The sequence below is a fragment of the Rummeliibacillus sp. TYF005 genome, assembly GCF_003844195.1.
Taxonomy (GTDB): Bacteria; Bacillota; Bacilli; order Bacillales_A; family Planococcaceae; genus Rummeliibacillus.
Genome location: NZ_ML122546.1, coordinates 57,158 through 81,325, shown reverse-complemented (window position 1 = coordinate 81,325; position 24,168 = coordinate 57,158). Strand labels below are relative to the sequence as shown.

Annotated in this window: 23 protein-coding genes, 2 pseudogenes, 1 riboswitch and 1 other annotated feature; of the genes and pseudogenes, 3 read left to right on the top strand and 22 right to left on the bottom strand. The window is 33.0% G+C overall.

All coding sequences use genetic code 11. The features are described from left to right. Positions 1-54: 54 nt before the first annotated feature. Positions 55-502 (bottom strand): annotated as a pseudogene (locus CW357_RS05690) (topology modulation protein). Between the two features lie 241 nt (positions 503-743). On the opposite strand from CW357_RS05690, the gene CW357_RS05685 reads away from it, so the two are divergent. Then, positions 744-1,025, top strand: coding sequence for a hypothetical protein (locus CW357_RS05685; RefSeq protein WP_119415910.1), 282 nt, complete (start codon positions 744-746; stop codon positions 1,023-1,025). Positions 1,026-1,244: 219 nt separating this feature from the next. Here the strand turns inward: CW357_RS05685 and CW357_RS05680 are convergent, their stop codons facing one another. The 6 genes and pseudogenes from CW357_RS05680 to CW357_RS05660 all read right to left on the bottom strand — a co-directional run bounded on the left by CW357_RS05680 (position 1,245) and on the right by CW357_RS05660 (position 5,391). Further along, positions 1,245-1,616, bottom strand: a complete 372-nt coding sequence (locus CW357_RS05680) for an rRNA methyltransferase (protein ID WP_124217558.1) — start codon at positions 1,614-1,616, stop codon at positions 1,245-1,247. 17 nt (positions 1,617-1,633) lie between these two features. Then, positions 1,634-2,398, bottom strand: a complete 765-nt coding sequence (locus CW357_RS05675) for an LAGLIDADG family homing endonuclease (protein ID WP_164489550.1) — start codon at positions 2,396-2,398, stop codon at positions 1,634-1,636. 279 nt (positions 2,399-2,677) lie between these two features. After that, positions 2,678-2,968, bottom strand: a pseudogene (locus CW357_RS18540) (MFS transporter); the annotation flags it as partial. A gap of 363 nt (positions 2,969-3,331) precedes the next feature. Next, positions 3,332-3,490, bottom strand: coding sequence for a hypothetical protein (locus CW357_RS18535; RefSeq protein WP_241155050.1), 159 nt, complete (start codon positions 3,488-3,490; stop codon positions 3,332-3,334). A gap of 53 nt (positions 3,491-3,543) precedes the next feature. Continuing rightward, the gene (locus CW357_RS05665) at positions 3,544-4,515 is read right to left on the bottom strand and encodes an MFS transporter (protein ID WP_241155049.1); all 972 of its coding nucleotides are present in this window, start codon (positions 4,513-4,515) and stop codon (positions 3,544-3,546) included. A gap of 183 nt (positions 4,516-4,698) precedes the next feature. Further along, positions 4,699-5,391 carry a CPBP family intramembrane glutamic endopeptidase gene (locus CW357_RS05660; RefSeq protein ID WP_124217556.1) on the bottom strand — a complete coding sequence of 231 codons (693 nt, stop codon included), beginning with the start codon at positions 5,389-5,391 and terminating at the stop codon, positions 4,699-4,701. Positions 5,392-5,486: 95 nt separating this feature from the next. On the opposite strand from CW357_RS05660, the gene CW357_RS05655 reads away from it, so the two are divergent. Beyond that, positions 5,487-6,239, top strand: coding sequence for a MerR family transcriptional regulator (locus tag CW357_RS05655; RefSeq protein WP_124217555.1), 753 nt, complete (start codon positions 5,487-5,489; stop codon positions 6,237-6,239). A gap of 360 nt (positions 6,240-6,599) precedes the next feature. Here the strand turns inward: CW357_RS05655 and CW357_RS05650 are convergent, their stop codons facing one another. The 3 genes from CW357_RS05650 to aspA form a co-directional block, all read right to left on the bottom strand. Then, positions 6,600-7,085 (bottom strand): cupin domain-containing protein, encoded by a 486-nt coding sequence (locus CW357_RS05650; RefSeq protein WP_233548151.1) that lies wholly within the window; start codon positions 7,083-7,085, stop codon positions 6,600-6,602. Positions 7,086-7,211: 126 nt separating this feature from the next. Further along, positions 7,212-7,364, bottom strand: coding sequence for a hypothetical protein (locus CW357_RS05645; RefSeq protein ID WP_371683801.1), 153 nt, complete (start codon positions 7,362-7,364; stop codon positions 7,212-7,214). A gap of 120 nt (positions 7,365-7,484) precedes the next feature. Further along, complete coding sequence (gene aspA / locus CW357_RS05640; RefSeq protein WP_199670778.1) at positions 7,485-8,909, bottom strand: aspartate ammonia-lyase; 1,425 nt, start codon at positions 8,907-8,909, stop codon at positions 7,485-7,487. Between the two features lie 248 nt (positions 8,910-9,157). Here aspA and CW357_RS05635 point away from each other — a divergent pair, with 248 nt between their 5' ends. Continuing rightward, a complete protein-coding gene (locus CW357_RS05635; RefSeq protein WP_124217554.1) occupies positions 9,158-9,754 on the top strand; it encodes a tetratricopeptide repeat protein in 597 nt (198 codons plus the stop codon). Between the two features lie 173 nt (positions 9,755-9,927). Here CW357_RS05635 and CW357_RS05630 read toward each other — a convergent pair whose 3' ends face one another. From CW357_RS05630 to CW357_RS05575, 12 genes are all read right to left on the bottom strand, one after another. Beyond that, positions 9,928-10,518 (bottom strand): anthranilate synthase component II, encoded by a 591-nt coding sequence (locus CW357_RS05630; protein WP_119417077.1) that lies wholly within the window; start codon positions 10,516-10,518, stop codon positions 9,928-9,930. Beyond that, positions 10,515-11,906, bottom strand: coding sequence for an anthranilate synthase component I (trpE, locus tag CW357_RS05625; protein ID WP_124217553.1), 1,392 nt, complete (start codon positions 11,904-11,906; stop codon positions 10,515-10,517). Before trpE ends, CW357_RS05630 begins: the two co-directional genes overlap by 4 nt. 83 nt (positions 11,907-11,989) lie before the next feature. Then, positions 11,990-12,193, bottom strand: a binding site (T-box leader). A gap of 57 nt (positions 12,194-12,250) precedes the next feature. Next, a complete protein-coding gene (locus tag CW357_RS05620; protein WP_124217552.1) occupies positions 12,251-13,003 on the bottom strand; it encodes a helix-turn-helix transcriptional regulator in 753 nt (250 codons plus the stop codon). 269 nt (positions 13,004-13,272) lie between these two features. Next, positions 13,273-15,516, bottom strand: coding sequence for a S8 family serine peptidase (locus CW357_RS05615; RefSeq protein ID WP_164489549.1), 2,244 nt, complete (start codon positions 15,514-15,516; stop codon positions 13,273-13,275). Between the two features lie 133 nt (positions 15,517-15,649). Next, on the bottom strand, positions 15,650-16,372 hold the full coding sequence (locus tag CW357_RS05610; RefSeq protein ID WP_124217550.1) for an ECF transporter S component: 723 nt from the start codon (positions 16,370-16,372) through the stop codon (positions 15,650-15,652). After that, positions 16,336-18,021 carry an ABC transporter ATP-binding protein gene (locus tag CW357_RS05605; RefSeq protein ID WP_124217549.1) on the bottom strand — a complete coding sequence of 562 codons (1,686 nt, stop codon included), beginning with the start codon at positions 18,019-18,021 and terminating at the stop codon, positions 16,336-16,338. The genes CW357_RS05610 and CW357_RS05605 overlap by 37 nt, the downstream gene beginning before the upstream one ends. Next, entirely contained in the window at positions 17,994-18,875 is an 882-nt protein-coding gene (locus CW357_RS05600; RefSeq protein WP_241155048.1) for an energy-coupling factor transporter transmembrane component T, read from the bottom strand. The genes CW357_RS05605 and CW357_RS05600 overlap by 28 nt, the downstream gene beginning before the upstream one ends. Before the next feature lie 15 nt (positions 18,876-18,890). Further along, positions 18,891-19,802 carry a DUF4430 domain-containing protein gene (locus CW357_RS05595; protein WP_164489548.1) on the bottom strand — a complete coding sequence of 304 codons (912 nt, stop codon included), beginning with the start codon at positions 19,800-19,802 and terminating at the stop codon, positions 18,891-18,893. An 82-nt stretch (positions 19,803-19,884) separates the two neighbouring features. After that, positions 19,885-21,462, bottom strand: a complete 1,578-nt coding sequence (locus CW357_RS05590) for an Ig-like domain-containing protein (protein WP_124217547.1) — start codon at positions 21,460-21,462, stop codon at positions 19,885-19,887. 158 nt (positions 21,463-21,620) lie between these two features. Then, positions 21,621-21,805: riboswitch (cobalamin riboswitch) on the bottom strand. A 140-nt stretch (positions 21,806-21,945) separates the two neighbouring features. Next, entirely contained in the window at positions 21,946-22,104 is a 159-nt protein-coding gene (locus CW357_RS05585) for a transcriptional regulator (RefSeq protein WP_119417311.1), read from the bottom strand. A gap of 177 nt (positions 22,105-22,281) precedes the next feature. Then, on the bottom strand, positions 22,282-23,730 hold the full coding sequence (panF, locus tag CW357_RS05580) for a sodium/pantothenate symporter (RefSeq protein ID WP_119417314.1): 1,449 nt from the start codon (positions 23,728-23,730) through the stop codon (positions 22,282-22,284). Beyond that, complete coding sequence (locus CW357_RS05575) at positions 23,730-23,996, bottom strand: YhdT family protein (protein WP_124217546.1); 267 nt, start codon at positions 23,994-23,996, stop codon at positions 23,730-23,732. Before CW357_RS05575 ends, panF begins: the two co-directional genes overlap by 1 nt. Positions 23,997-24,168 lie beyond the last annotated feature (172 nt).

Sequence of the window (24,168 nt, the reverse complement as noted above, 5' to 3'; positions counted from 1 at the left end):
AGAGGACTAACTTATATAAAAATAACCATCATACCGATAATATGATGGTTATTTTTATAGTATTCTTTCAGCAGATTTAGTTTTTAAATACTCCAAAAATGTTTGGACATCTTTCTTGGATTTTAATATGATAATTTGTTTATTTTCAGGCAAGTCATGAAGCTTTCTTAAAATATCAGGTCTTTTCATCTTAGGATAATTCCATATCCATCTTAAAAAATCAAAATCAAATTGTTCTATTTATATCAAGAAAGATGATTGTATCTGCTGCATCCATCCTAATATCCAATGTCCCTCCATAATTTCCATCAATAAGCCATTCATCTTTTTTGACTAGATCTGTTTGAATGCTTATTTGTTCTTCCTTTGAAACGCCTTCCCAATTAGGTTTCCAAAATATCGCATCTAGATGGTATACCTGTATGTTTAAAATATTGCCTAACTGTCTAGCTAATGTAGATTTTCCTGAACCTCCTGAACCGATAAGCATAATCTTTTTCATAAAAGTCTCCTTATGAATAACTATTGTTGAAGTAGTACGATTACATTATAAACCTAACAGATAATAACTTTTATTGTAATTTTAATAAAATGTAAAGAAATTGAAATGAAACTTAATTCTAATGAAAAAATGTGGCGTATTTTTAAATAATTTGAAAAATTTGTATCACTGATGTTTATTAATCATATAAATAAGGGAATAGTGTGTAGTAGAAATAGAGGATAGGAAAGGGGGATCAGTATTGTTTTTGGTTTATATCGTACTGATTTTATCTACATGCTTAATCCCGTTAGTATTAATCGATATGAGAATAAAAGTATCAGAGAAACAATTTGAAAAAGCCATAAAAAATTTAGAATCGATGGATGATAATGTAAGTATTAATATTCAAAAAACTATACAGAATTCGTATCAAATAACAGAATTAAAAACGATGATAATACACATATATAAAACCATGAAATGGAAGATTCGAAGTGGATATACAAGGATAAAGACGCACAAGAATAACGAAAAGACATAATTAATATACGGAGCATTTGGTGTGAAATCCATTTGATAAAGATTAATTATCAAACAAATAAATAATACGGTGAAAAACTTCAGTATATAAAAATGCTGAAGTTTTTATTTTGTTTAAAAACTTAAAATATCTCACTATTTCAAGTATACTTTTGGAATGAAACGCAACTTCCTAGAATTTATATTATGACCGGGGCGTAGTTTAGAATAGCGATAAACACTATTCTATTCTGAATCTATGACGGCTTTTTTTCACTTCTTCCAGATCAATGTATTTTACACTATATTCAATTACATCGTTTATAAATAAATGATGTTTTTTCGCAAATATTTTAATCTGTTCAAGTAATTCTGAATCGTATGTAGTTTTATATTGTACACGATCTTTAGGACGGCACTTTTTATCGAATGTAATAGTATCTAGCTCTATTAGATTTTTTAGCCCAGATTCCAATAAATAATTTACATGGGTGTCATTTTCAACAGCAATCTTATCTAATTGATTTAATAATGATTTACTAATATTTGTTCTAAATTTTACTCTTGCTGTATCAATTGATTGATACAATTTACCGTTTATATTTTTCCACATTGCATTCAGTCCTTATTTTAAATTTTATGCTTTAGCATAAGCGCTTTTTTATTTGAAATATAGTGTTCTGGTACATTATTATAAATAATTTCGGCTAGTCTTGGTAAAGTATTTTTTCCTTTCACCCATACTCGGAAAATTTTACGACTAGCTTGAGTCATTTCGATTGTAATTTCAGATCGTAAACCCCAATTTTGAAATACTGATAATAAACCATCTGCAAATTGTTCACTAGCAGTCGTTATATTCATTACATAACCTCTTTTTTGAACCCACCCATCACCATCTATTACTCCTCTAATAAATGATGGTAAAAACTCTTCTGGAACTTCCGGAAACGGTACAGTTAACGACTTTTTAGATGTAATTCCTAAGTTCTGAAGATCATTTTTAATGATTTTTGAATTGATCAATAAAGTTGGCACAGTTCTTGTTGGACCTGTTGGTGCAAGAACATAATCTGCATCCATATAATTAGCGATTTCTTTTAATATCGTTTCATCTTTTTGTGAAAAAGATATTGTTTGCGTACCTTTGTGTACACATCCATCTGTGATAAACATCCCTAAAACCCAAGCCATCTCATGTGTCCAATCTTTAAAGAAATGCTCATTTACTTTATGTTTTCTTGGTACACCATTTAATTTTATTCCATGTTTATTGATCACATTTCGAATAGCACGATTCGTTAAGCCGATAATAGACGATAATTCTTTGTCCGAAAGTCCACTTTTATACAAACAAATAATATCTTCATCTGTAATACCAGGTTTTCTAGGCATAGCTATCCCCTTTCTTTCCATAGATAATTAGTGATTTTCTACTTGAGATACACTAAATACTTCTTTATTTATATAATGCGAACTAACGTTCTGTTGGTCAAGAAAAGTGCTAATTTCATCTTCTTACTTCAATATTACATCTTCATTGTCTACTTACATAGTCAATATAACGCTAAAAACTACTTATCTAGGTTAAAAATAATAAAAAAGTTGCTGCCCGCAAAATACAGACAGCAACTTCAAGTACCTATGATTTAAAAATAAAGAGATTTATTAAATTTAAGACACTTGTATTTCAACCTTTTTCGGTTTCGGTGTAAACCAAGCTAAAACAAATGTGATACAAGCAAGTATAAACAAGTAGAAATATGTCTCGCCGGCTGCTGTTGCTAGTGGTGATGTTGTTGATACTTTCATTGCGTGTGTTAACTGTGTTGAGTAAATTGTGACAATGACAGCAGTACCGACTGCACCGGCTAACTGGCGTACTGTATTGTTTACTGCTGAACCATGCGACGCTAATTCGCGTGGCAATGCGTTGAGAGCCGCTGTATTAAGTGGCATGGTGATAACCTGAAACAATCACAAAGCAAATTCATTTAATGTATCGTAGCAATTAATTCTAATAAAAGCCCAGTAAAATATTACTTTTAAGCGGTAGGGTATTCTTAATTTAATCGTTCGTGTTTAAGCTATTTCGAATTTTATCCAGCCGATGGTGAAATCGCATTTTTTAGCAATTAATATGAATGATTACTTGCATTAATAGTCGATTGTTCGTGTTTATACTTTGAATATTGTAAGCTAATTTTTAATCAAGAATGATACATACCACTTACTTCAAAAACTACTTAACTAGAATAAAGACAATAAAAAAGTTGCTATCTGCAATCGACAGACAGCAACTTTAGGTAAATGTATGTTTACAATCCCCTACACTTTTACACTACTTGCTTTTCTACCATGTACAAAATAATAAGCAGGAATTAATAAGAAGATGGCTATAGCTAAAATAATGTACATCGTATGAAAACCAAATTGTTCAACAATTAAGCCAATAACATAAGCTCCGATTCCCATACCGGCATCCATGCAAACGAAAAACGTTGAAATGGCTAATCCTAAGCGATGTGGTGGTGATACTTTTACACAATTGTTTGCATACTAGACATTAATGTTCCGTACCCTAAAGCTAAAAATACGCCCGCCAGTAAAAGAATAAAACCATTGTTCGCAAAAGCAATTAATAATAAGCTACTCGCAAACAATACAAAAGAAGGATAAACAACGATATTTTCACCTTTTTTGTCAAACAATTTTCCAGCAATCGGACGAGCTATAAATAAGAATATAGCGTAAACGACAAAGAAAAAAGAAGCAGCTTTTGTTAAATTGATCTCAATAGCATACGAATTAATAAAAGAAATAATACTTGAATAAGTAATACCACTTATGAACATAAGCAATGAAATCGGAAGAGCTTTTTTCTCAAAGAAATCTTTCAATTTAAAGCCCTTTTTCAAATTCTCTTTTTGTTCCGGTGTTAAATCAACCTCTGTTATTTTACCTAATGCTGTTGATACCAATGCTAGGATACTGAAAGTTATACAATAAGCGAACATCGTGTTATAACTAAAATTATTCGTAATATACAACGCTAAAAAGGGACCAATAGCTGTTGCAGCTGCCGTGCTTAATGAAAAATACCCCGTACCTTCGCCTCTTTTATCATCTGGTAGTCTTGCCATAGATACAGTTACCAAAATAGTCGTCGAAATACCAAATGCAATCCCATGTAAAAATCGAATAACCATTAAGAAACCAATGCTTGTAACAAATAAATATGTAATCGAAGCAATTAAAAATAACGTTAATCCACTATACAATAATTTTTTACGCCCTATTACATCAAGAAATCTTCCTGCAAACAATCGTGCAAATAACGCCCCCACAACAAAGATACTTGCGGCTAATCCAGCGCTACTCTCTGATGCTTTAAATTGCTGCATCGCATATACAGCCATCGATGTCATTAATAAGTAAAAGCTTAAAGCAACTAAGAAATTAGATGCTAATAAAAATATAAAATCCTTTGTCCAAATTTTTCCCTTTTCCACGTTAATTATCTCCATTTCTAGCAAAGTCAATCAATCCCAAAGCAATAATGCTCGGTTATCTTCTTTCGTATTTGAAAAACTAACTACATTTTCATTTTTCATAATCAAGTATACACCAATATTTTTAAACACTTCTATGACGAAAAAATTTTAGCTTTTAATATAACTCAACATGAAAATTGGTTAAAGTACCGTCAGAATAACAGCAATACCGTTTAAAACACTATGAATAATCATCGCAGGTATTATAGAACCTGATTTTTCATAAGTCCATGCAAATACTAAGCCTGAGATAAAGTTCACTGGTAGCGTGTTATACGTTGGAATATGAACGATTGTAAAAATGAGCGAGCTAAATAGTATTCCGCTTCTAACTCCCCATCTTAACTTCATCCATTTATAAAGAAAGCCCCGATAGAAAATTTCCTCGTAAATAGGTGAAATAATGGCTGCTGATATAAATGCAATGCTAAATGTAAACCAAGTGATATTTCTTTGTAATGACTCAGTCTTCGTATTTTCAACACCTATATGGAATAGGTACATCAACATTAAAATCATGCAATTAGTAACTATTAAAATGAATATCCAATAAATGATAGATTTCCAATAGCTTTTAGTAAACCGACATAGGCCTATTTCAAACCATTTCAAATGATGTGGCTTGAGCGCAATAAAATATACACCTAGAGTAAATACAATCGCCATTAGAAAACCAGTAGCTGTGCCCGAATAAAGTCTATCCTGGAATATCCGCAGTAAAAAACCATGTAATAAATATTCGATGAAGAATGGTACAAAAACCAGCGTTAGCAAAAGTAATAAAGTAAATTCCTTATAAGTCCATTTCGAAGATGCAGTACTATCTTTCTTCATTCTTAAATTCCCCCTGAAAAATAAAGTATGTTACATTTAGAATAAATGGTGACGTTACGTAACCTACAAGCGTTATTTTAAGGAGGATGGATTCAATGACGTATTTTTCTACAGGAGAGGTATCGAAAAAGCTAAATATATCCTTACGTACACTGCGATATTATGATGAAATTGATCTAGTAAAGCCTACTTTAAAAGAGAATAATGGGAAGCGATACTATTCAACTGATGATCTACTGCTTCTAGAAAAGATTTTGCTACTAAAATCCGCTTCTATATCTTTAGAAGATATCAAAAAAATAATGAACCAAGTTACGATTCAAACAACACTATACATACATAAAACGCAGCTTGAAGATAAAATCAAACACTTGCAACAATCCTTGAATCATACAAATACGCTAGTGAATATGTTGAAACTGGATGATGATATTCACTGGGAGCAATTATTGCCGCTCCTTTCAGAAGAAAACCAATCTTTGAAACTGCAAAGGAAAAATGAAGTATTGAATAAATTATTCAATAAAGAAGAACAAGAGGCTTTAAAGAAGCAACTTCCGAAAATGGAGAGTAATTCAGATCATCTATTGAAGTGGCTTAATCTAGCAAAGCGAATTGAGTTATGTATAGAGGATGGGAAAACGTTTGATTCCCCGGAAGGTCAATTGATCGCACACGATACATTACTGTTATCCAACGAAATGTTTAATGGCGATGATGAATTAGCAAAGAAATTTTGGGAAGCACGTAAATCTAAAGAGATTTCAGCTGATTTGAGCCTTTACCCTGTTAAAAAGGAAATTATATTATTTCTAGAAAAAGCAATTAATTATTATGAAAATAATTAATAAACGAAAAATAATAGTCTATAACATTTTCAATTTAAAAATCTGATATAAGGAACATTTGTTCTATATATAGAGAAATATAATAATTATACATATATTTTATGATTATACAATGCATTTTTGCTTAAATTATCATAATTTATCGCATTATTATCATAAAATGCTATTTTTACGCCGATAGAACAAATGTTCTGTTTGTAAAAGATAGGATTGATCTAATCTATTATTGCTTCAAGAATGAGCTTTATAAAACTAAGGGAATTACAATATAAAAAGCCCAATTCTTCAATTCAAATGCTGAGAAATTGGACTTTTTTGTAATGATAAAAATTATCTGAGATCTTGCCAAATCAAATACTGTTATTCTCCCTCTTTTTCTGCGGCCATTGCATCAGCTCTAGTAGGATGAATCGTTCCAAATGGATGGTTAGGCGGGGTATAGATTGAATATAACTTTAACGGAGTACTACCTGTATTTGTTACATTATGCCATGTTCCTGCAGGGATAAAAATAGCAGAATCATCATTGACATTTTCTTTAAAGGTTAAATTATCTTTACTCTCGCCCATTTGAGCAACCCCTTCCCCTTGCTCTATACGTAAGAATTGATCGACATTAGGATGTGTTTCTAGTCCAATATCTTCTCCTGGATTTATACTCATTAATGTTAACTGTAAATGCTTGCCTGTCCATAAAGTGGTACGATAATTATTGTTTTGCTTTGACGCTTCGTTAATATTAATGACAAACGGGTTAGCACCATTATCTTTGAGCGTTTCTTTATGTTGTACCATGCTGATCCTCCTTAATTGTGATATGTCATTAGAATTCTCCCTTTCATTAATTTTTCATACCTTTTTTTATTACAAATCAATCTATTAACATAAAACTTCAACATAGTCTAAATTCACGTACAATAAAACGCCGAAATTATTCATTTTGACGTTTCTTATTTGATAAAACTCTATTAACTAAACCACTTTACTTATTGAGTTTTTAGATAGGTGTTTCATTTTTTCTAATTGACGGAAAGTTGGTGTTAAATTAGCAAAGAAATACGCTTCTCTTAGTTTACGTGAAGGTGCACTTCCATTAACATAACCAGCGGACCCATTATGTAGCATATTTGCTTGAACTGCTTATAACGTTGCATAAGCAGTAGTATTAAAAGAAAAAAGCCTCTCCGTTTAATGTAGAGAGGCTTTTTCTTCGTTAGATTTTTATCTAATAGTTTTTAGATAATCTTATTTAACAAGTGATTTTCCGCCAGCAATACCTGGTGTTGTCATTGCATAAGGATCTAAAATTTTATCTAATTGTTCTGCTGTTAAAGCACCAGATTTAATGCAAAGTTCACGTACAGAAGCACCAGTAGCGTATGCTTCTTTTGCAATTTGTGCAGCTAGTTCATAACCGATATGTGGGTTCACTGCTGTTATAATACCAACACTTTTTTCCACATATTCTTTAAGATGTTCTGCATTTGCTTTGATACCAACTAAACATTTTTCTGTAAATACTTTAAACACATTTGTCATAGTAGAAATTGATTGAATTAAATTAAAGAATAATACAGGTTCCATGACATTTAATTCAAATTGTCCAGCTTCTGAAGCAGAAGAAATAGTTAAATCATTACCAATAACTTGGAAAGCTACTTGGTTAACGACTTCAGCCATAACAGGGTTTACTTTACCAGGCATAATAGATGATCCTGGTTGACGTGCTGGAAGGATAATTTCAAACAAACCATCACGTGGACCAGAAGCCATTAAACGTAAGTCATTTGCGATTTTTGACATATTAATCATACATACTTTTAAATTAGCCGATACTTCTGTATAGCAATCTGTATTTTGAGTAGCATCTATTAAATTTTCGGCACCTTTTAATGGTAAACCACTTAATACGCTAAGATTACGAACAACCGATTTAATATATGTTGGATCCGCATTCAATCCAGTACCTACTGCTGTTGCACCCATGTTCACTTCATAAAGATGTTGTCTTGAAAGTGAGATACGATCGATATCACGTGATACTACACGACTATATGATTCAAATTCTTGTCCAAGTAAGACTGGAACTGCATCTTGAAGATGTGTACGACCCATTTTAATAATACCAGCAAATTCTTTTGATTTAGAAACAAACGCACTTTGCATTGTTTTAGTAGCTTCAAGTAATTGATTTAATAAGCTTAAAACCGCAATATGTGTTGCAGTTGGAAAAGAATCATTTGTTGATTGTGACATATTAATATGACTATTTGGGCTGATTACCTTATAATTACCTTTTGTTTCTCCCATTAATTCAAGTGCGCGATTGGCAATCACTTCATTTGTATTCATGTTAATAGATGTGCCTGCGCCGCCTTGAATAGGATCTACTATAAATTGCTCATTCCATTGTCCAGCAATAACTTCGTCACAAGCTTGAATAATATACTTACCGATATTTTTATCTAACATGCCAACTTCCATATTTGAAAGTGCAGCAGCTTTTTTTACAATCCCTAAAGATTTAATAAGTTCAGGGTGAATTCGATATCCTGTAATAGGAAAGTTTTCAATAGCTCTCATAGTTTGAACACCATAATAAGCTTCTTTTGGTATTTCTTTTTCTCCTATAAAATCTTTTTCGATTCGAAATTCAGTTGTTACCATAATCATTATCTCCAGTTCTAAGATGTAATTGCGTAAGCTCTTTACACTAAATCTTTCATATAGATAGTAACACAAATTCTCTCTAAAAAATGTTACAAAATTGATTTTATAATAGGTTGTAATATTAAAAAAATACTAAAAATACACGCTATTTTGTACATTGCTGAACAAATAGTCCATCATATATTTCAACTATTCACTCGAAATACTATATAATAGTTACATCTAACAAGAAAGGTTGAGAATTATTTATGTCAAATGTTGAGAAAATGGTTGAACACGCGCTTGAACTAAGACGTACAGGTCGATATGACCAAGCCTTAAATATGTACACAGCTGCTATTAAAGAAGAACCGTCAAATAGTAATCTATATCGAGGAATCGGGAAAGTTGCTTATCTAATGGGACAAAGTAAACTTGCAGTATCCGCTTACTTGTCAGCATTACATATTGAAATTGCGAAAATCGAACATTTTGGTTTAAACGAAGAAACACAAAAAATGTTCGATCAACTTCCGGAAGTATTAACAAAAGATTTACCGGTTATCGGGGCATTTATCATTTATTACGATACGAACACACTGCGTCACTTAGCACACGCAATTGCTGACTTTGACGACAATGCCTTAAGTCAAGAGCCAGAACTAGTAGCCTTCAAAGAAATTTATACAGCTCATTTAAAAGGTGATCAGGAACTAGCAGATATACTAGCAATTTATAATCGCACTGAAAAAGAGTATACGGATCAAGAATCGACATTTTATATTCAAATTGGGAAAGAACTTGCTTTAGCGTGGATTAAGTGGGATCACTTAGGTAGTTTGGATGTAGGAAATTTATATTTTTAAGATTGATGAAGCCAACAGTCGAGTTTAACTGTTGGCTTTTAATATAGTCTTATTCCCTGCTATCAAAATTATACCTTATTTAGTTTACATAATAATATTATGTGTTAACATTGGAAGTGACAGTATATAAAAACACTCTTATCTTACAATTGATAAGAGTGTTTTCTCATTTCCTAATGATTCAGCATTTGTTGACTATAACTCTCTATAAACATCCGAATCATTAAGTTACCTTCTTTTGTTCCAATAGATTCTGGATGGAATTGTAACCCATATACGGGATAATGCTTATGTTGTATAGCCATGATTTCCCCATCATCTTTGGCAACTGCCGTTACTTTTAAATCATTTGGTAAGGTATCTGGATCAATCACTAATGAATGATAGCGCATTACAGAAACAGATTCTGGACATTTTTCGAATAGACCTGTCTGATTGAATTCGATGTCAGAAAAGAGTCCATGTTTAATTTGTTTCGCTCGAACAATTTTTGCACCAAATGCTTCACCGATAGATTGATGACCTAAACAAATCCCGAGTATAGGGAACTCAGTATACAGCTCTTTAATAATATCAACGGAGATTCCCGCTTCTGTTGGTGTTCCAGGGCCTGGAGAAATCACGATAGCTTCCGGATGTAATTTGCGAATGTCTTCCACATACAAAGCATCGTTCCGAACGACTTTAACATCTTTTCCAAGACTACTAATTTGTTGATAAAGATTATACGTAAATGAATCATAGTTATCTATAAGTAAAATCATGAGCGCACCTCCAACAATGCTTTTGCTTTGTTTAGTGTTTCTTCGTACTCATTTTCAGGGATTGAATGATAAACTACTCCTGCACCTGCTTGCACGTATGCTTTCCCTTTTGTAACAACCATCGTACGGATAGCAAGAGCCATATCCATGTCTCCAGAGATTGAGACATAACCTACAGCACCCGCATAAACTCCTCTTTTGTGATGTTCCAAGTGGTTAATAATTTGCATAGCACGTATTTTAGGTGCACCAGAAACTGTTCCAGCTGGGAGAGAGGTCGCCAATACATCTAAAGGATGGATATCTTCTTTTAATTCCCCTGTTACTTCAGAAACAATATGCATGACATGTTTGTAACGCTCTATTTGCATATATTTTGGTAACTTTACTGTACCTATTTTTGAAAGTTTTCCAATATCATTACGTCCTAAATCTACAAGCATACGATGTTCAGCAAGTTCCTTTTCATCTTGTAACAATTCCTTTTCTAACGCTAAATCTTCTTCAACAGATTGGCCTCTTCGTCGAGTACCAGCAATTGGATTTGTGGTCACCGTTCTACCGTTTACTTTCACTAAACTTTCGGGAGATGTTCCAAGAATGACATAGTCTTCAAAGTCCATATAGAACATATAAGGTGATGGATTAGTTGTTCGAAGTCTTCGATAGAGATTCATCGGATTCCCCGTAAAATCTGCTTCGAATCTTTGAGATAATACAACTTGAAAAATATCCCCCTGTTCAATATGTTGCTTTGCTTGTTTGACCATCATACAAAACTCTTCTTTTTCCATCGTTGAACGGAATTGAATTGTATCTGTATCGTCTTCACTTTGAGTGAAAATAGGAGAAGCTAGTTGTCTATCAATCTCATTTACACGCTGAATCAATTGATCATGTGTAAGTCCATCTTTTAAGAGATCAATAGCAACAATATGCACCTCTTGTTTTAAGTGATCGACAACAATAAACGTATCGTAAAACAACACATGCATATCTGGCATTTGTAAATCGTCTTGTAAAATTTCTCCTATATTTTCATGATAAAATGCCGTCTCATATCCAAAATAGCCAATAGCACCCCCAAAGAACGAAAAAGGGTATCTTTCCTCTTCTGTGGGGATTAATTCCTTTAGCATTTCAAATGCATCTGTATCTGTTTTTAGTAGTTCTTGTTCTTTATTGAATAATTGATAAACATTATTGGATGAAATCATTTCTGCAACTGGATTAACTGCGATAAATGAATATCTTCCACTTTCTTCATGCTTTGCTGATGATTCAAATAACATTTTCTTTGAACCCTTTAAAGCATGGTAAATCGAAATAGGTGTAAGCATATCACCCTGAATTGTCTTCATCTCATACATTCTCGTCTCAACTGTCATTTGTTTAACTCCTTTACTAAGCTCTTCTCAACTCAATCCAGCTCATACCGCAACAATAAAAAAGTCCCCATAGAAAAAAATCTATGAAGGACGGAATTCCGCGGTACCACCTATTTTGTAGCAATTTTGCTACCACTCACATAATAACGGTATGTGCCGGATTACCCTACTACATGTTCAAGTAATCACTCACAGGCCCATTCAATAAGGGAATGGATCGGCTTCCACCAAACGCCGACTCTCTACACCATTTCATCTTATTTACTACTCCTGCTCAACGATTTCAATTTGAAATTGTAAGTATGTTACATATTATAAACAAAGATATAAGAATATTCAATATATTATTTATTAATATGGATTTTAGTGAAAAATTTTAACATATAACGCAAATAACGTCGTGTGGTCGTAATTCGTACTTCTAAAGAAGCAGCGATCGTCTTATAAAATGATACGCCATCATCTGTACTTCTTAAATTTCGAACCGTTCTCTTTTCATCTGGCCATGATCCCACTAAATAACCTTCATCTTCAAGTTCCCATGCAATTTGGTATAAATAGCCGTTTGATGGACACCAACCAAACAAATCTTCTAATTGCTGACCAACTTCTGCCATATAAAAACTAGAACGAGTTTGTGAAAGCTTTAAAGCTAAATATCTCACAGCATCTTTGACAGAAATCAGTTTAGAAAAATAACTCCTAAATTCTTCAGGTAATGGATGCTCAGGTCTCGGTGGTTTCTCACCATTTTTTGTTAACTCATAATAGAAACGATCTAAAACGAGAACAATCTCATGAAATCTCTCAAAATAGAGCTCGTTATACCGTTGAAGTCTATTTCTCCCAATTTCAGTTGATGTATATAAGACTTTCTTATGCATTTGTCTTGCTTGAAGTGCTCCCTCTGCTTCAAGTTGCTTCGCTATTCTAGCAACATATTCATAGCCAACTTTACGCCCTGGGAATTCATCTTGAAATTGCTGATGGATCTCTACAGAGTACTTTTCAGAATCTTGGGTTGCATAAAGCCAATAGAGAGCTAACGTATCTTTTACACTAAAGCCTACTGTTTGTTGAAAATTCTTTTCTTTCAATGACGAACCCTCCTTTTGGGCTTTTAACTATATTATACCAAAATTCTTTCTAAAAAGTGGGAAAAGTCGATAGAAATTTATTAGTTTTATCGAAATTATATTAATCAATTTAATAAAATATAAACGTAAATGGTTATTGAATTTTATAAAAGTATTGATCTTTATTTGACTGGTTGAACTAGTTACCTATCTGAAAGAAGTTATTGTTTAGTACAGTAATAAAGCACCAATGCATGTCATTGGTGCTTTGCTTTACCTTATTTAATCTCTTATTTAACAGTAATCTTATATGGCTTACTTTTAACTCCTAGACTGTTTTTTACGATTACTGTTAATACTGTTTTTTGAGGTTGATTTTTTATATACAATGAAAAGCCACCATTTGGCTCAACTTTATCAGAAGCTAGTAAACTATTATTTCTATATACATATACTTTTGAGTTAGGTTCAGCGTTGCCCCTCAAATATTTTGTATTTGTAGTAACTGTTTGGACAATTGGCTGAGCTGTAATTTTTGATTGCTTAATATTGACTAATGTAGGTTCACTTTTATTTCCGACTGAATCTGCTGCTGTTATACTCAATTTTGTGTCTAACGCTTGAAAAGGAATCGTTAATTTAAAATGACCTTTTTGATTTGCAGTACCTGATGCGATTAGTTTTGAACCCTTTTTTACTTCTATAGAGCTGTTAGGCGCTGCCGTACCAGATAGACTGTTACTACTTGTCGAAACGGGACTGATAACAGGTTTTGCAATTATTTTTGCAGGTGGAGTATGAATTTTAATAGATACTCCATTTGAGCCATTTCCCGATAGATCCGAAGTGATTAATGTTATTTCATATTCTTTGTTTGGTTTTAAATGTTTTAACGTATAACTTTCTAAATCTGTTGCATCTACAAATTCATCATTCACATAAATTTCTGTCAGATTAAAATCAAAGTCTTTTGGATTTACCCATGAGATTTTGACGGAGTTTATCTTTAGTTTGGATTTAGATAACTTTTGGATTTCCATTGGTGGGGTAATATCCTCTTTTGTTCGAAAATTTTTCTCTACCCCTATAGAACTATCACCATTTTTATCTACATATTTTAAAAGTACCTTATATGACTTATTGTCATCCAAATTTTTCAACGTATAAGATGATGATTTTTTTGTTGATATAGTCTTAGTACCATTGATGATCATAATAACTTTTTTAAAAGAAGATGGATCAGACACTGTATATGTTATGGTTGCTTGATGATCTTTAACTTTTGTAATTTGGACATCATTTAAATCTTTCAATACGGAATTATAAAGCTTTGGCAATTGAGCTAAACCATAACCGTATTTAGAATCTTTGCCTTTTATCCCTAAATCCAATGCGTTAGTTTTTAATTTTTGAAGAAGCTCCGTCACTGAACTATATGGATACTTTTCTTTAAGTAATGCGAGTAGTCCTGTAACATGTGGCGCAGCGTAGGATGTACCTGTTGCATAGAAAAATTCACCCTTGCTATTGATAGTGGGAATATAGTCTCCGGGTGCCGCAAAGTCAATGGACGTACCTGTATTGGAAAATTTGCTTATTTTTTTATCTTTACCAATGGAACTGACAGCAACTACATTATTATAACGTGCAGGGTAGGTGGGTTTGTTAGATCCTTCATTACCTGCAGAGGCAACGATAATGATCCCCGCCTTCACAGCTTTATCGATGGCTTTTTTCAAACCAGCATCATCTTCATAGACACTAGATGAAATATTAATAATGTCCATTTTGTATTTTATTGACCAATTAATAGCTGTAATTATTTCTCCGACAGTACCATCCTTTGTCCCATCCGCATATTTTAAGGAATAAAGCCTAACATTTGGTGCAACACCAATAATATCTGAAATCGAAGTATTAAATGTTTTACCACCTATTTGAGCACCAATGACAGCTGCTACACTTGTTCCATGGCCTTCGCCATAATTTCCTCTGTCCCATACGTCTGATTCATCGATAGTTTTTGTTTTAGGATTATCTTTTACAAATGAAATACGTTTTACGACATTCTTTAAGTCTGGTACATTATTTATGCCTGTATCGATCATCGCAACCTTTACACCTTTGCCTAAGTATCCGTTTCTCCAAAAATATGGAGCTTTTACATAGTTTAAATTCCAATATGAAGTAAAAGTCGGTATTGAACGGTTAGATTTCTCTGATGTATCATCTGCAATTTTCATTTTCGTTAAACTATTATTGATAAATTCAATATTGTTGTTATTTTTAAGTTTTGCTATTTGTTGTTCATTGACAGTCGCTCTGACCATTCCAACTTGTTCTAAAACCTTTTCTACTTTTGAAACATTTTTTAAAATGTCAGTTTTTCCTTCCTCATTTTTATAGGAAATCATCACATCTGTAGATTGTTTTGCAGATACGTCTGGAGCATAATTCATAGACCAGCAACCAGTTAAGCAAATAGCTAAGAGCAATGTTTTCTTCTTTAGCTTTAGAAATGTCCCATTTTTCATATCATTACCTCCGTAGTACCGAAACATCATTCTTAGAGCAAGGTGGTATTTTGTTTCAATAATATTATGTATTTTTAATAGAAAAAAGATTGCTTAATTGTATTTCAACATAAAAAGCAATCTTTTTCTACTATTATTCTAATATGCCATATTTAATTTTTATACGAGATAGTTTTTCACCTATCGGTTTAGCAAGGACAAGTAAGAAGAAAATATTAGAAACTGCATATGTTGCGGTAAAAGGAATGGCTGTTCCAGCTGCTGCTAGATATCTTTTCCATGAGAATTCACCATCATAGGAAACAACGGTCCAAATATCCATAATTACTGAATAAAGAATACCGCTGAAGAATCCATAAATGATTAATGGTATTTTATGTTCCATCCATTTTGTTCTTCCTAAAATCCCTGCAAAATAGCCTAATATCCCCCAAGTGAACATTTGAAAAGGTGTCCAAGGCCCCTGAACAAAGAGGATATTCGAAGTAATCGCAGTGGTTGCACCAGTTAAAAACCCGGCTGCAGGTCCAAATGCAAATCCGGTTATTGCGACGATGGCTGTAACTGGTTTAAATGCAGGTGCCCATATAAAAGCAGCACGTCCTGCAACACCTATCGCGGACATCACTGCAATGATTAAGATTTCTCTTGGCTTTGGCTTTTTCTGTTCAAATGAAATGAAAAAAGGTACACAAGCAAATAGCACAATAATAAGAGATAAAATGTTATACCGGCGATCTTCCCATAACGTAACACCTATCACTAAACAAAGAGGGATAATGATTAGGGCGATAATAGAAGTAACGATGAATCTTTTATTTACGATTGGATTGTTTCTTTTAGTTGTTTGTTGCATCGGTTGATTACATCCTCACAAGTAATGACATTTGAAAATAGATGGCGCGACATTCGATGCGCAGCAGTTGTGTAATAGTGATTTCCGCTATAAAATGTCTTTGTTTCATCAATTGAAATAATGTTTCCATCAAAAAATAGTGCACAACGATCCGAATGTGAGGCAGAAAATTCAATATCATGTGTTACCATAACAATCGCGATATCTTTTGCCTTTAAACGTTTCAAAATATCTGCTAAAACTTCTTTTGAAGCAGCATCCAATCCTTTTGTAGGTTCATCTAGTAAAAGAATGCGAGGATGTAGTAATAGTATTTTTGCGAAAGCCACCTTTTGCTGTTCACCGCCACTTAAATCGTATGGGTGTCTTTCTAATAGGTACTCTAAATTTAGTAAATGAATGATTGAATGAATTTCATCTGCTGCTTCTTCGTTTGATAATTTCAATGTTTGGACAACTGTTTCCAATTCCAGTTTTACGGTTTTAGATACTAATATCGTTTGTGGATCTTGTGGTAAAACAGCCAGACATTTATGATACAATTCTTCATTTGAATATTTTCTAATGGGTTTATCAAAGACCTTTACTTTCCCGCGGTAAGGTGTATGTAGTCCAGACATGACACCAAGTGCAGTAGTTTTACCAGCACCATTTCCACCTAATATACTCATTACTTCTCCAGGATACACGTTTATTGAAAAACCTCTTAATATATCATTTCCATCTTTTTCATAACGAAACCAAGTATCATTTACTTCCAGAACGGGTTTCTTATCAATAGCAACAGATTTTGAATTATTTTCTGTTGAATTTTCTTTAAAGTTTTTGGATAACCATTGTCTACCTTCTCGAATCGTTAAAGGTACCTCTGATTGACTATTCAGTGCATGATGGACACGAATAGGGGTAGGTAAACCTAAAAGCATCGGATGAACATTTGAAATTTCTTGCAGTTCCTGAGCAACTACTCTTGGTGTTCCGTTGCAAATAATCCTTCCGCTATCCATTATTACTACTCGATCTGCTATTGGATAAACCTCTTCTAATCGATGTTCAACTAAAATAATTGTTAAGCCAAAATCTACATTCAATTTGTGTATAGTTGAGATAAATTCACGTGCAGCAATCGGATCAAGTTGAGATGTTGGTTCATCTAAAATAAGAAGATTCGGTTGCATGGCCATAATAGCAGCAAGATTAAGTATTTGTTTTTGTCCTCCGGAAAGTTCCATTGTACTTTTTCGAAACCATGATTGAATACCAAAATAATTGGCCATCTCGGCTACTTTCCGTCGAATTGTCATCGTATCAAACCCTAGATTTTCTAAACCAAAAGCCAATTCATGCCAAACTTTATCTGTCACTATTTGATTTTCAGGATTTTGCATAACAAAGCCAATTCCAGCAGTAGCTACTCTTTCAGGTAATTCACTTAGTGGAATTCCTTCAAATAAAATTGAACCGGATGTATCTCCATTTGGGGTTATTTCCCTTTTTAAATGTTTTAATAATGTACTTTTTCCACAACCAGATGTCCCGCATATGACAACAAATTCACCTGCTTCAATAGACAAATCAATATCATTTAATACAGATTGTTTTGCAAGCGGATAGCTGAAGTTTAGTTTTTGGATATCAATGAACGCCATTTAAATGCCTCCCAAAATTCAATCATAACTGGAATCGCTACTAGTAAAGTAAAAGATCCGTATAGCAGATAGGAAATCGGATGATATGTTATTGCGCTAAAAGTAGGATAAAAATAATAATCGTTATATCCTAAAAAGCTCCCAAACACATTCACACACGCTAATACAAGCATGATTGATAAAAGTAGTCCATCTCTTTTTTTAAATGTAAACAATGAAAAAGTTGAACGCTTCGACATCCCGTATCCTCTTGCTTTCATCGAATCCGCCGTTTCAATTGCATTTTCTAATGCCCATGAAATGAGAATCGAAATAATTCGAATGCCGCATTTTATGCGGTGTATTAAGCTTCCTGTAGTAACATCCATTCCAATCGTTTTTTGCGCATGTGCAATTACACGAATTTGATGTTTAAAACGAGGTACTAAGCGCAATGTCAATGAGATGATTAATGCGAATGAAGGTGAAATTTTACCGAATAAATAAAGAAACTTATCCGAAGTCATAATAGTGTTGTAACAACCAAACCAGAAAATAACAGAACAAATCATGATTGACATCGCAAAGCCATATACAATGGCTTCTATTGTAATGGGATTATTATCGATGTACAAAATAACTAGTTCTCCATCATGGCTAATCAAAGGGTTGATCAAAGCAGCGACTAAGAAAAAAGGAATCATCCATTTTAAACCGGAAAGAAAAGATGTTCTGTTCACTTGTAAACTCAATAGAATCGAGAAGATAAGGGATATCATCAAGTATATTGGATGCATATAAAACATAGTCATTCCTACTACTAATAGAAAATAACTAAAAAGAACAATCGGATGATAGTTTGCAAAAGCTTTCAATGTATTTCCTCCTAATTACAATCCAATATCTTTACCTAGATCCACAGTATATTGCCAAATAATTTGGTCTCCATCTTTTACTGTATAACTACTCGAACCTAGACCCGGATTCTTACCGTTTACACTATACATCCATCCTGAAAGTGCTCCCGCATCTTTTGCATATAAATGATTAATTCCTTGAATATAGACACTACCGTATTTGTTTTCTCCAGCGCCTTCATATTCAAATTGAATGTTATGCTCTTTTAAAGCCCTTAAGGTTATACTCCAAGCTGTATCATATTTACTAAGAATTTCATATTTTGAAGGAGCAATGATTACGCCATTTTTGGGTACATATTTTTCGCTTTGTAATGGTTTTTCAAGTTTTGCAAAATGTTCAGGTTTTAAAAGAGTATCAACTCTTACTGAAATCGTAACGTATTTTTTCTTTTCTTTAACAACTTTTTTGTCAGCCACTTTTGAATCAGCAACTGATTTTGGTGGATTTGTTTTCTTAAAGGATGCAGTATCTTTATTGGGCTTTGTTACTATTTTCTTCTTTGTTTTTTCCTCTTTTTCGGTTTTCTCTCGGTTTGTCGGCTTAGTTAAACTGCTTTCTTCTTTTTCAGAAGTATCCTTTTCACTAGCTTGATGTATTGTCGATTGAGGTTTTTCTTTCTGGCTTGATTCATCAGAACGTTCATTTGATTCCTTTGAATCTTCTTGTTTATTTACCTGTTTTTCAGTTTCCATCTTTTTCTTACTGGCCAAGTTTTCTTTCTTCTTATCATCATTTATAGGAATTACTTTCTCATTAGAATCTTCTACACTTTTTTCATCTGTATTTTGATGATTGTATTGTTCAACTGTTTGGACTTTACAACCAGCAAGGCAGATTATCGCAATAATTAAAGAAAGAATATAAAAATGTACTTTCTTCAAAAATAACACCTCCATATAGATGTCAATAGGGTGTTAGAATTTGTCTCTAACACCCTGGGTTAAAATTTACATTGTTGACTAGTTATTTTGATTTAACAGTAATCGTCTTAGATGCACTTTTGTTATTGGCTGCATCCTTAACATAAACCGTTAATTTTGTACCAGTTTTTTGTTTTTTGATAGATAAAGAGAATTTACCTTTCGATGAGACTTTTCCCTTTTGTATTACTTTCTTATTTTTCACAACATAAACGGTTGATTTCACTTCTGCTGTTCCAACTATTCTTGTAGAATTTTTTGTTACCTTTTTAACGATTGGTGTTTTTGGTGCTGTTTTATCAACAACTTTTACAGAGACAGTCTTGCTAGTGTTCTTAGCAAGATCGGTTGCTGCAATTTTTAATGTGGTACCAGCCTTTTGTTTTTTGATTTTGACTGAATATGCGCCTTTAAAATCTGCAATGGCTGTACCGATGATTTTAGAACCATTTTTCACAGTTACGGTAGCGTACGATTCTGTTTTACCAGTTACAGTAGTTTTATTGTCTGCTACTGTTTTAACAGTTGGTAATTTAGGAGCTTTTGTGTCATATGCAAGGTTTTCAGCTTTAACATCCGACATATCGTAGAATTTCTTTTCATTATTTACTAGACGATCATATGCTTCTAAAGCACGGTTTGCTTGGTCGGTAGACATATCGTTAGCTATTTTTGATGTAGGAGAGTTTTTAAATCCACCCGATGCTTGATCGTATGTAGTCAATAAATTAGATACAGACCAATTGTTATTTTTGATAAAACGAAGATCCGATTTTGGATTAATGTTTAAAGAAGTAAGCGCTAGAATTACTTGTGATATAGATTCTGGGCTATCTCCACCATAGTAGCCATCGTAACCTGCATTTTTATTTAATTTGAGTGATAAATAATTCAATGCTTTATTAAGCGATTCATTAACACCATCTCTAGATGTGTAGTTTGATAATGCAGTCGTTACCATAGCTGTACTATCAACACCAGGCCATTGCCATGCAACCCCAAATGAACCTTCGTTTTCATCCGTAAATTGATCATTTAATAAATCTTTTACCATTTGCTCTTTTAAATTTGCATATTTTTCATCAGCAGGAAGTTTGTAATTTGCTGAATCAAGAGCATAAAGTACATTATAATTTGATGTTGCAGAGTAAGTTTGATTTTCTTGTTCCTTCAAAACTTTATCCATCATAGTTTGAATTAAATTAAAACCTTCAATATTTGAAGCATCTTTTCCTATTGATGTTAATGCTAGTACTACTTTTCCGTACTTACCTGATGAGACTTCTCTTTCTCCATCGAAGATTTTCCCGTTATTTGCTTTTAGTTTTGAAACAATATTCTTGTAGTAATTTGTATAATAATTTTTTGCAACAGGGAATCCAGTTTGTGCTAAATCAGTTACAACATCTTCATTTCCAAACTTAGCATTTGGGGTATTTTTGTATAGCCATAAAGCTGAGCTCTTTAAAGCTTTTTGGTATTCAACATTTTTCACTGATGCATTTACTTCCTTGTTTCCCTCTGCATGGGCAATAATTGAAGCAGGAAGTTGAGATGTGAGCAATAAACTAGCTAATGAGACTGGTGCAATCCATTTTTTAAAGTTTTTGTTTTTGTACATAAAAATACCTCCATTCATTTGGACAATTAACGCTTAACTGTCTTCTAGAATAGAGGTAATGAAAGCAATACAAATTTAATGTCTTTACATATATATGTAAAGATAATTGGACGTGAAATAAACATATGTATTTCACAGTTCGATACCTCCCCTCGAAGATCAGAACTAAAGATAAAAGCAGGTCTCCTGGCTTATGTATATTAGAAATTTCGCACCTTCCCAGCTGTTAGCCAGTGGTATACGCGAAGTTCAAATACATTTACAGTAGCGGGGCTGCATCGGATTTCCACCGATTTCCCTATTATCCTATCAATTGATAGGCACTTCTATCTAAAAGTTATGTAATTGTCATCTATCAGTATTTCACATTCTTTAGGTCATGTAAATATTTTTCTAATATTTTTTAAATTTTGACGAAAATAAATAACCCCCTACCAATCATTATATGATCAGCAGGGGGTTTATAAGTCACTCGCGACGGCATCAGTCATTTTGGTCGTTTCTCCTTTTTGAGTATTCTTTGTAGGCATTAAGTTGTTCTTCCGTTAGATGATTGATAAAAAAGTAAAAGTCTTTCGATTCCAATCCATATTCTTGGCATGCGTTACAATATCGTTCATAGCTTTCTCTATACATATCCATTTGTATTTCTCCTCCTGTTATATAACAAATATTATTATTGATAATAATATATAACAGTCTAAAACATCTGTCAACGGAATTTTCTTAAAAAACAAATATTAAAATAAATTTTTATACAATACGTAAACATAAACAAACTCAAGCCCTATTAGTACAATAAAGCTTGAGTTTAAATCTTTAAATGATGTGTTTAACGTCTTTAAATTTAGAACTACTTAGAAGACTAACTACTACATAACTTACAAGAGATAATAGAATAGAAGTTGTTACTGTATGCATTCCTAAGAAAGTTGTTCCCCATTTTTCGTAAATGAAAATATAACTGACTAAACCTACAATCATGGAAGAAGCTGCTCCATATTTGTTTCCTTTTTTCCAATATAGACCTAATACAACAGGCCAAACAAATACAGATTCTAAGCCACCAAATGAGAAAAGGTTAAGCCATACAAGCAAGCTAGGCGGTTTTAACGCAATAATAATAACCGCTAAGCCGATTAAAGCAGTGACCAAAAAGCTTAGTCTTTTCACTTCATGATCATTCGCTTTTGGCTTAATATAGTTTAGATATATATCTTTCACAATAGTAGAACTTACAAGCATTAGCAAAGCATTTACAGTAGACATAATCGCAGCCATTGGAGCAGCCAAAACGATACCTGCCAAATAAGGTGGTAATACCTTCAATGTTAAAAGTGGCATAACTTTATCACCGATATCAATACCAGGTAACACCGGGCGTGCCAATACCCCTGTTAAATGCATCCCGAACATAACTGTCCCTATTGCAATTGTTCCAATAATGATTGCTGAGTGCATACTTCTTGAGTTTTTATATGACATTGCTCGTACTGCAATTTGAGGTAAACCAATAACACCAATACCGATTAAAATCCAAAATGTAGATACATATAGTGGCGTTAAACTTCCATCAGCACCAAACGGAGATACTAACTTAGGATTTTCAGCAACTAAGTCGGACATGATATTAGAAACGCCGCCACCAGCAATAATCGTACCAACAAGCAAAATAACACTACCTAAAAACATCACAGTACCTTGTACAGCATCTGTTAATGCTACGGCTCTAAATCCACCTATTATTACATATACAAGGACTACAATCGCAAAAATGAATAATGCAGAAGTATAATTTAATCCGGTTAAAGATTCAATTAACCTTGCACCACCAATCCATTGTGCAGCCATTGAAGCAAATAGGAAGATTATAATACTCAATGCAGAAACAATAACAACGAAATTACTTTTATAGCGTTCATGTAAAAAATCTATCAATGTAATCGCTTTATATTTTCTAGCGATAATCGCAAATTTCTTACCCAGAACCATTAAAACGTAATAACCTGCTGGTAATTGTGCCATCGATAACAGAACCCAACCAAGACCCGTATTATAAGCGACACCGGGCCCTCCGATAAAACTAGATGCACTTCCGTATGTGGCCATCATTGTCATTGCAAGGAGGAATCCTCCCATTTGTCTACCACCTAGAAAATACTCTTGTAAAAACGAATTCGATTGCATGACATGTTTATTTGCCCATATCCCTATTAAAAAGATAATGACTAAGAAAAAGATTAATGGAAGGATAACTTGCCAATTCATCATTGATCGTCACCATCCTCTTCTTCAAATGGTACATCTTTAAAGAAAAATTTTATAATGACCATTAATAAAACAATCATAAAAATTGTGCCAGCTATACAGCTATAGAAAAACCAAGCCGGAAAACCGAATACATATGTATACTCTTTCGGATTTCCTGAACCAAGCCCATATGCAAAGCCAAACCATATTGCAAAATTGACGACTACTAATGCAATACCAATAAGTGCTTCACGATGAGCAACCTTATAACGCTTATCGTTCATATTTTTTCTCCTTCTATTAAATCGAATACTTTACTATTTTACTTATTTGTGAATAAAAAATAAAGTAGCAGTTCCTTCTTAAAATGAATATTTAGTTTACATAATAATATTATTTAACACTATTCTTCAATTAAAATAACTTACATAAGATTGTAGTTATCAAAAAGTAGAT

Bases quoted from the DNA above. Each gene is read 5' to 3' on its own strand.
- CW357_RS05590 (WP_124217547.1), bottom strand. From the start codon at position 21,462: ATGTACAAAAACAAAAACTTTAAAAAATGGATTGCACCAGTCTCATTA.
- CW357_RS05680 (WP_124217558.1), bottom strand. From the start codon at position 1,616: ATGTGGAAAAATATAAACGGTAAATTGTATCAATCAATTGATACAGCA.
- CW357_RS05645 (WP_371683801.1), bottom strand. From the start codon at position 7,364: ATGCTACATAATGGGTCCGCTGGTTATGTTAATGGAAGTGCACCTTCA.
- CW357_RS05630 (WP_119417077.1), bottom strand. From the start codon at position 10,518: ATGATTTTACTTATAGATAACTATGATTCATTTACGTATAATCTTTAT.
- panF (WP_119417314.1), bottom strand. From the start codon at position 23,730: ATGAATTGGCAAGTTATCCTTCCATTAATCTTTTTCTTAGTCATTATC.
- CW357_RS05615 (WP_164489549.1), bottom strand. From the start codon at position 15,516: ATGAAAAATGGGACATTTCTAAAGCTAAAGAAGAAAACATTGCTCTTA.
- CW357_RS05575 (WP_124217546.1), bottom strand. From the start codon at position 23,996: ATGAACGATAAGCGTTATAAGGTTGCTCATCGTGAAGCACTTATTGGT.
- trpE (WP_124217553.1), bottom strand. From the start codon at position 11,906: ATGACAGTTGAGACGAGAATGTATGAGATGAAGACAATTCAGGGTGAT.
- CW357_RS05605 (WP_124217549.1), bottom strand. From the start codon at position 18,021: ATGGCGTTCATTGATATCCAAAAACTAAACTTCAGCTATCCGCTTGCA.
- CW357_RS05675 (WP_164489550.1), bottom strand. From the start codon at position 2,398: ATGCCTAGAAAACCTGGTATTACAGATGAAGATATTATTTGTTTGTAT.
- CW357_RS05660 (WP_124217556.1), bottom strand. From the start codon at position 5,391: ATGAAGAAAGATAGTACTGCATCTTCGAAATGGACTTATAAGGAATTT.
- CW357_RS05635 (WP_124217554.1), top strand. From the start codon at position 9,158: ATGTCAAATGTTGAGAAAATGGTTGAACACGCGCTTGAACTAAGACGT.
- CW357_RS05585 (WP_119417311.1), bottom strand. From the start codon at position 22,104: ATGGATATGTATAGAGAAAGCTATGAACGATATTGTAACGCATGCCAA.
- CW357_RS05610 (WP_124217550.1), bottom strand. From the start codon at position 16,372: ATGCAACAAACAACTAAAAGAAACAATCCAATCGTAAATAAAAGATTC.
- CW357_RS05655 (WP_124217555.1), top strand. From the start codon at position 5,487: ATGACGTATTTTTCTACAGGAGAGGTATCGAAAAAGCTAAATATATCC.
- CW357_RS18535 (WP_241155050.1), bottom strand. From the start codon at position 3,490: ATGGATGCCGGTATGGGAATCGGAGCTTATGTTATTGGCTTAATTGTT.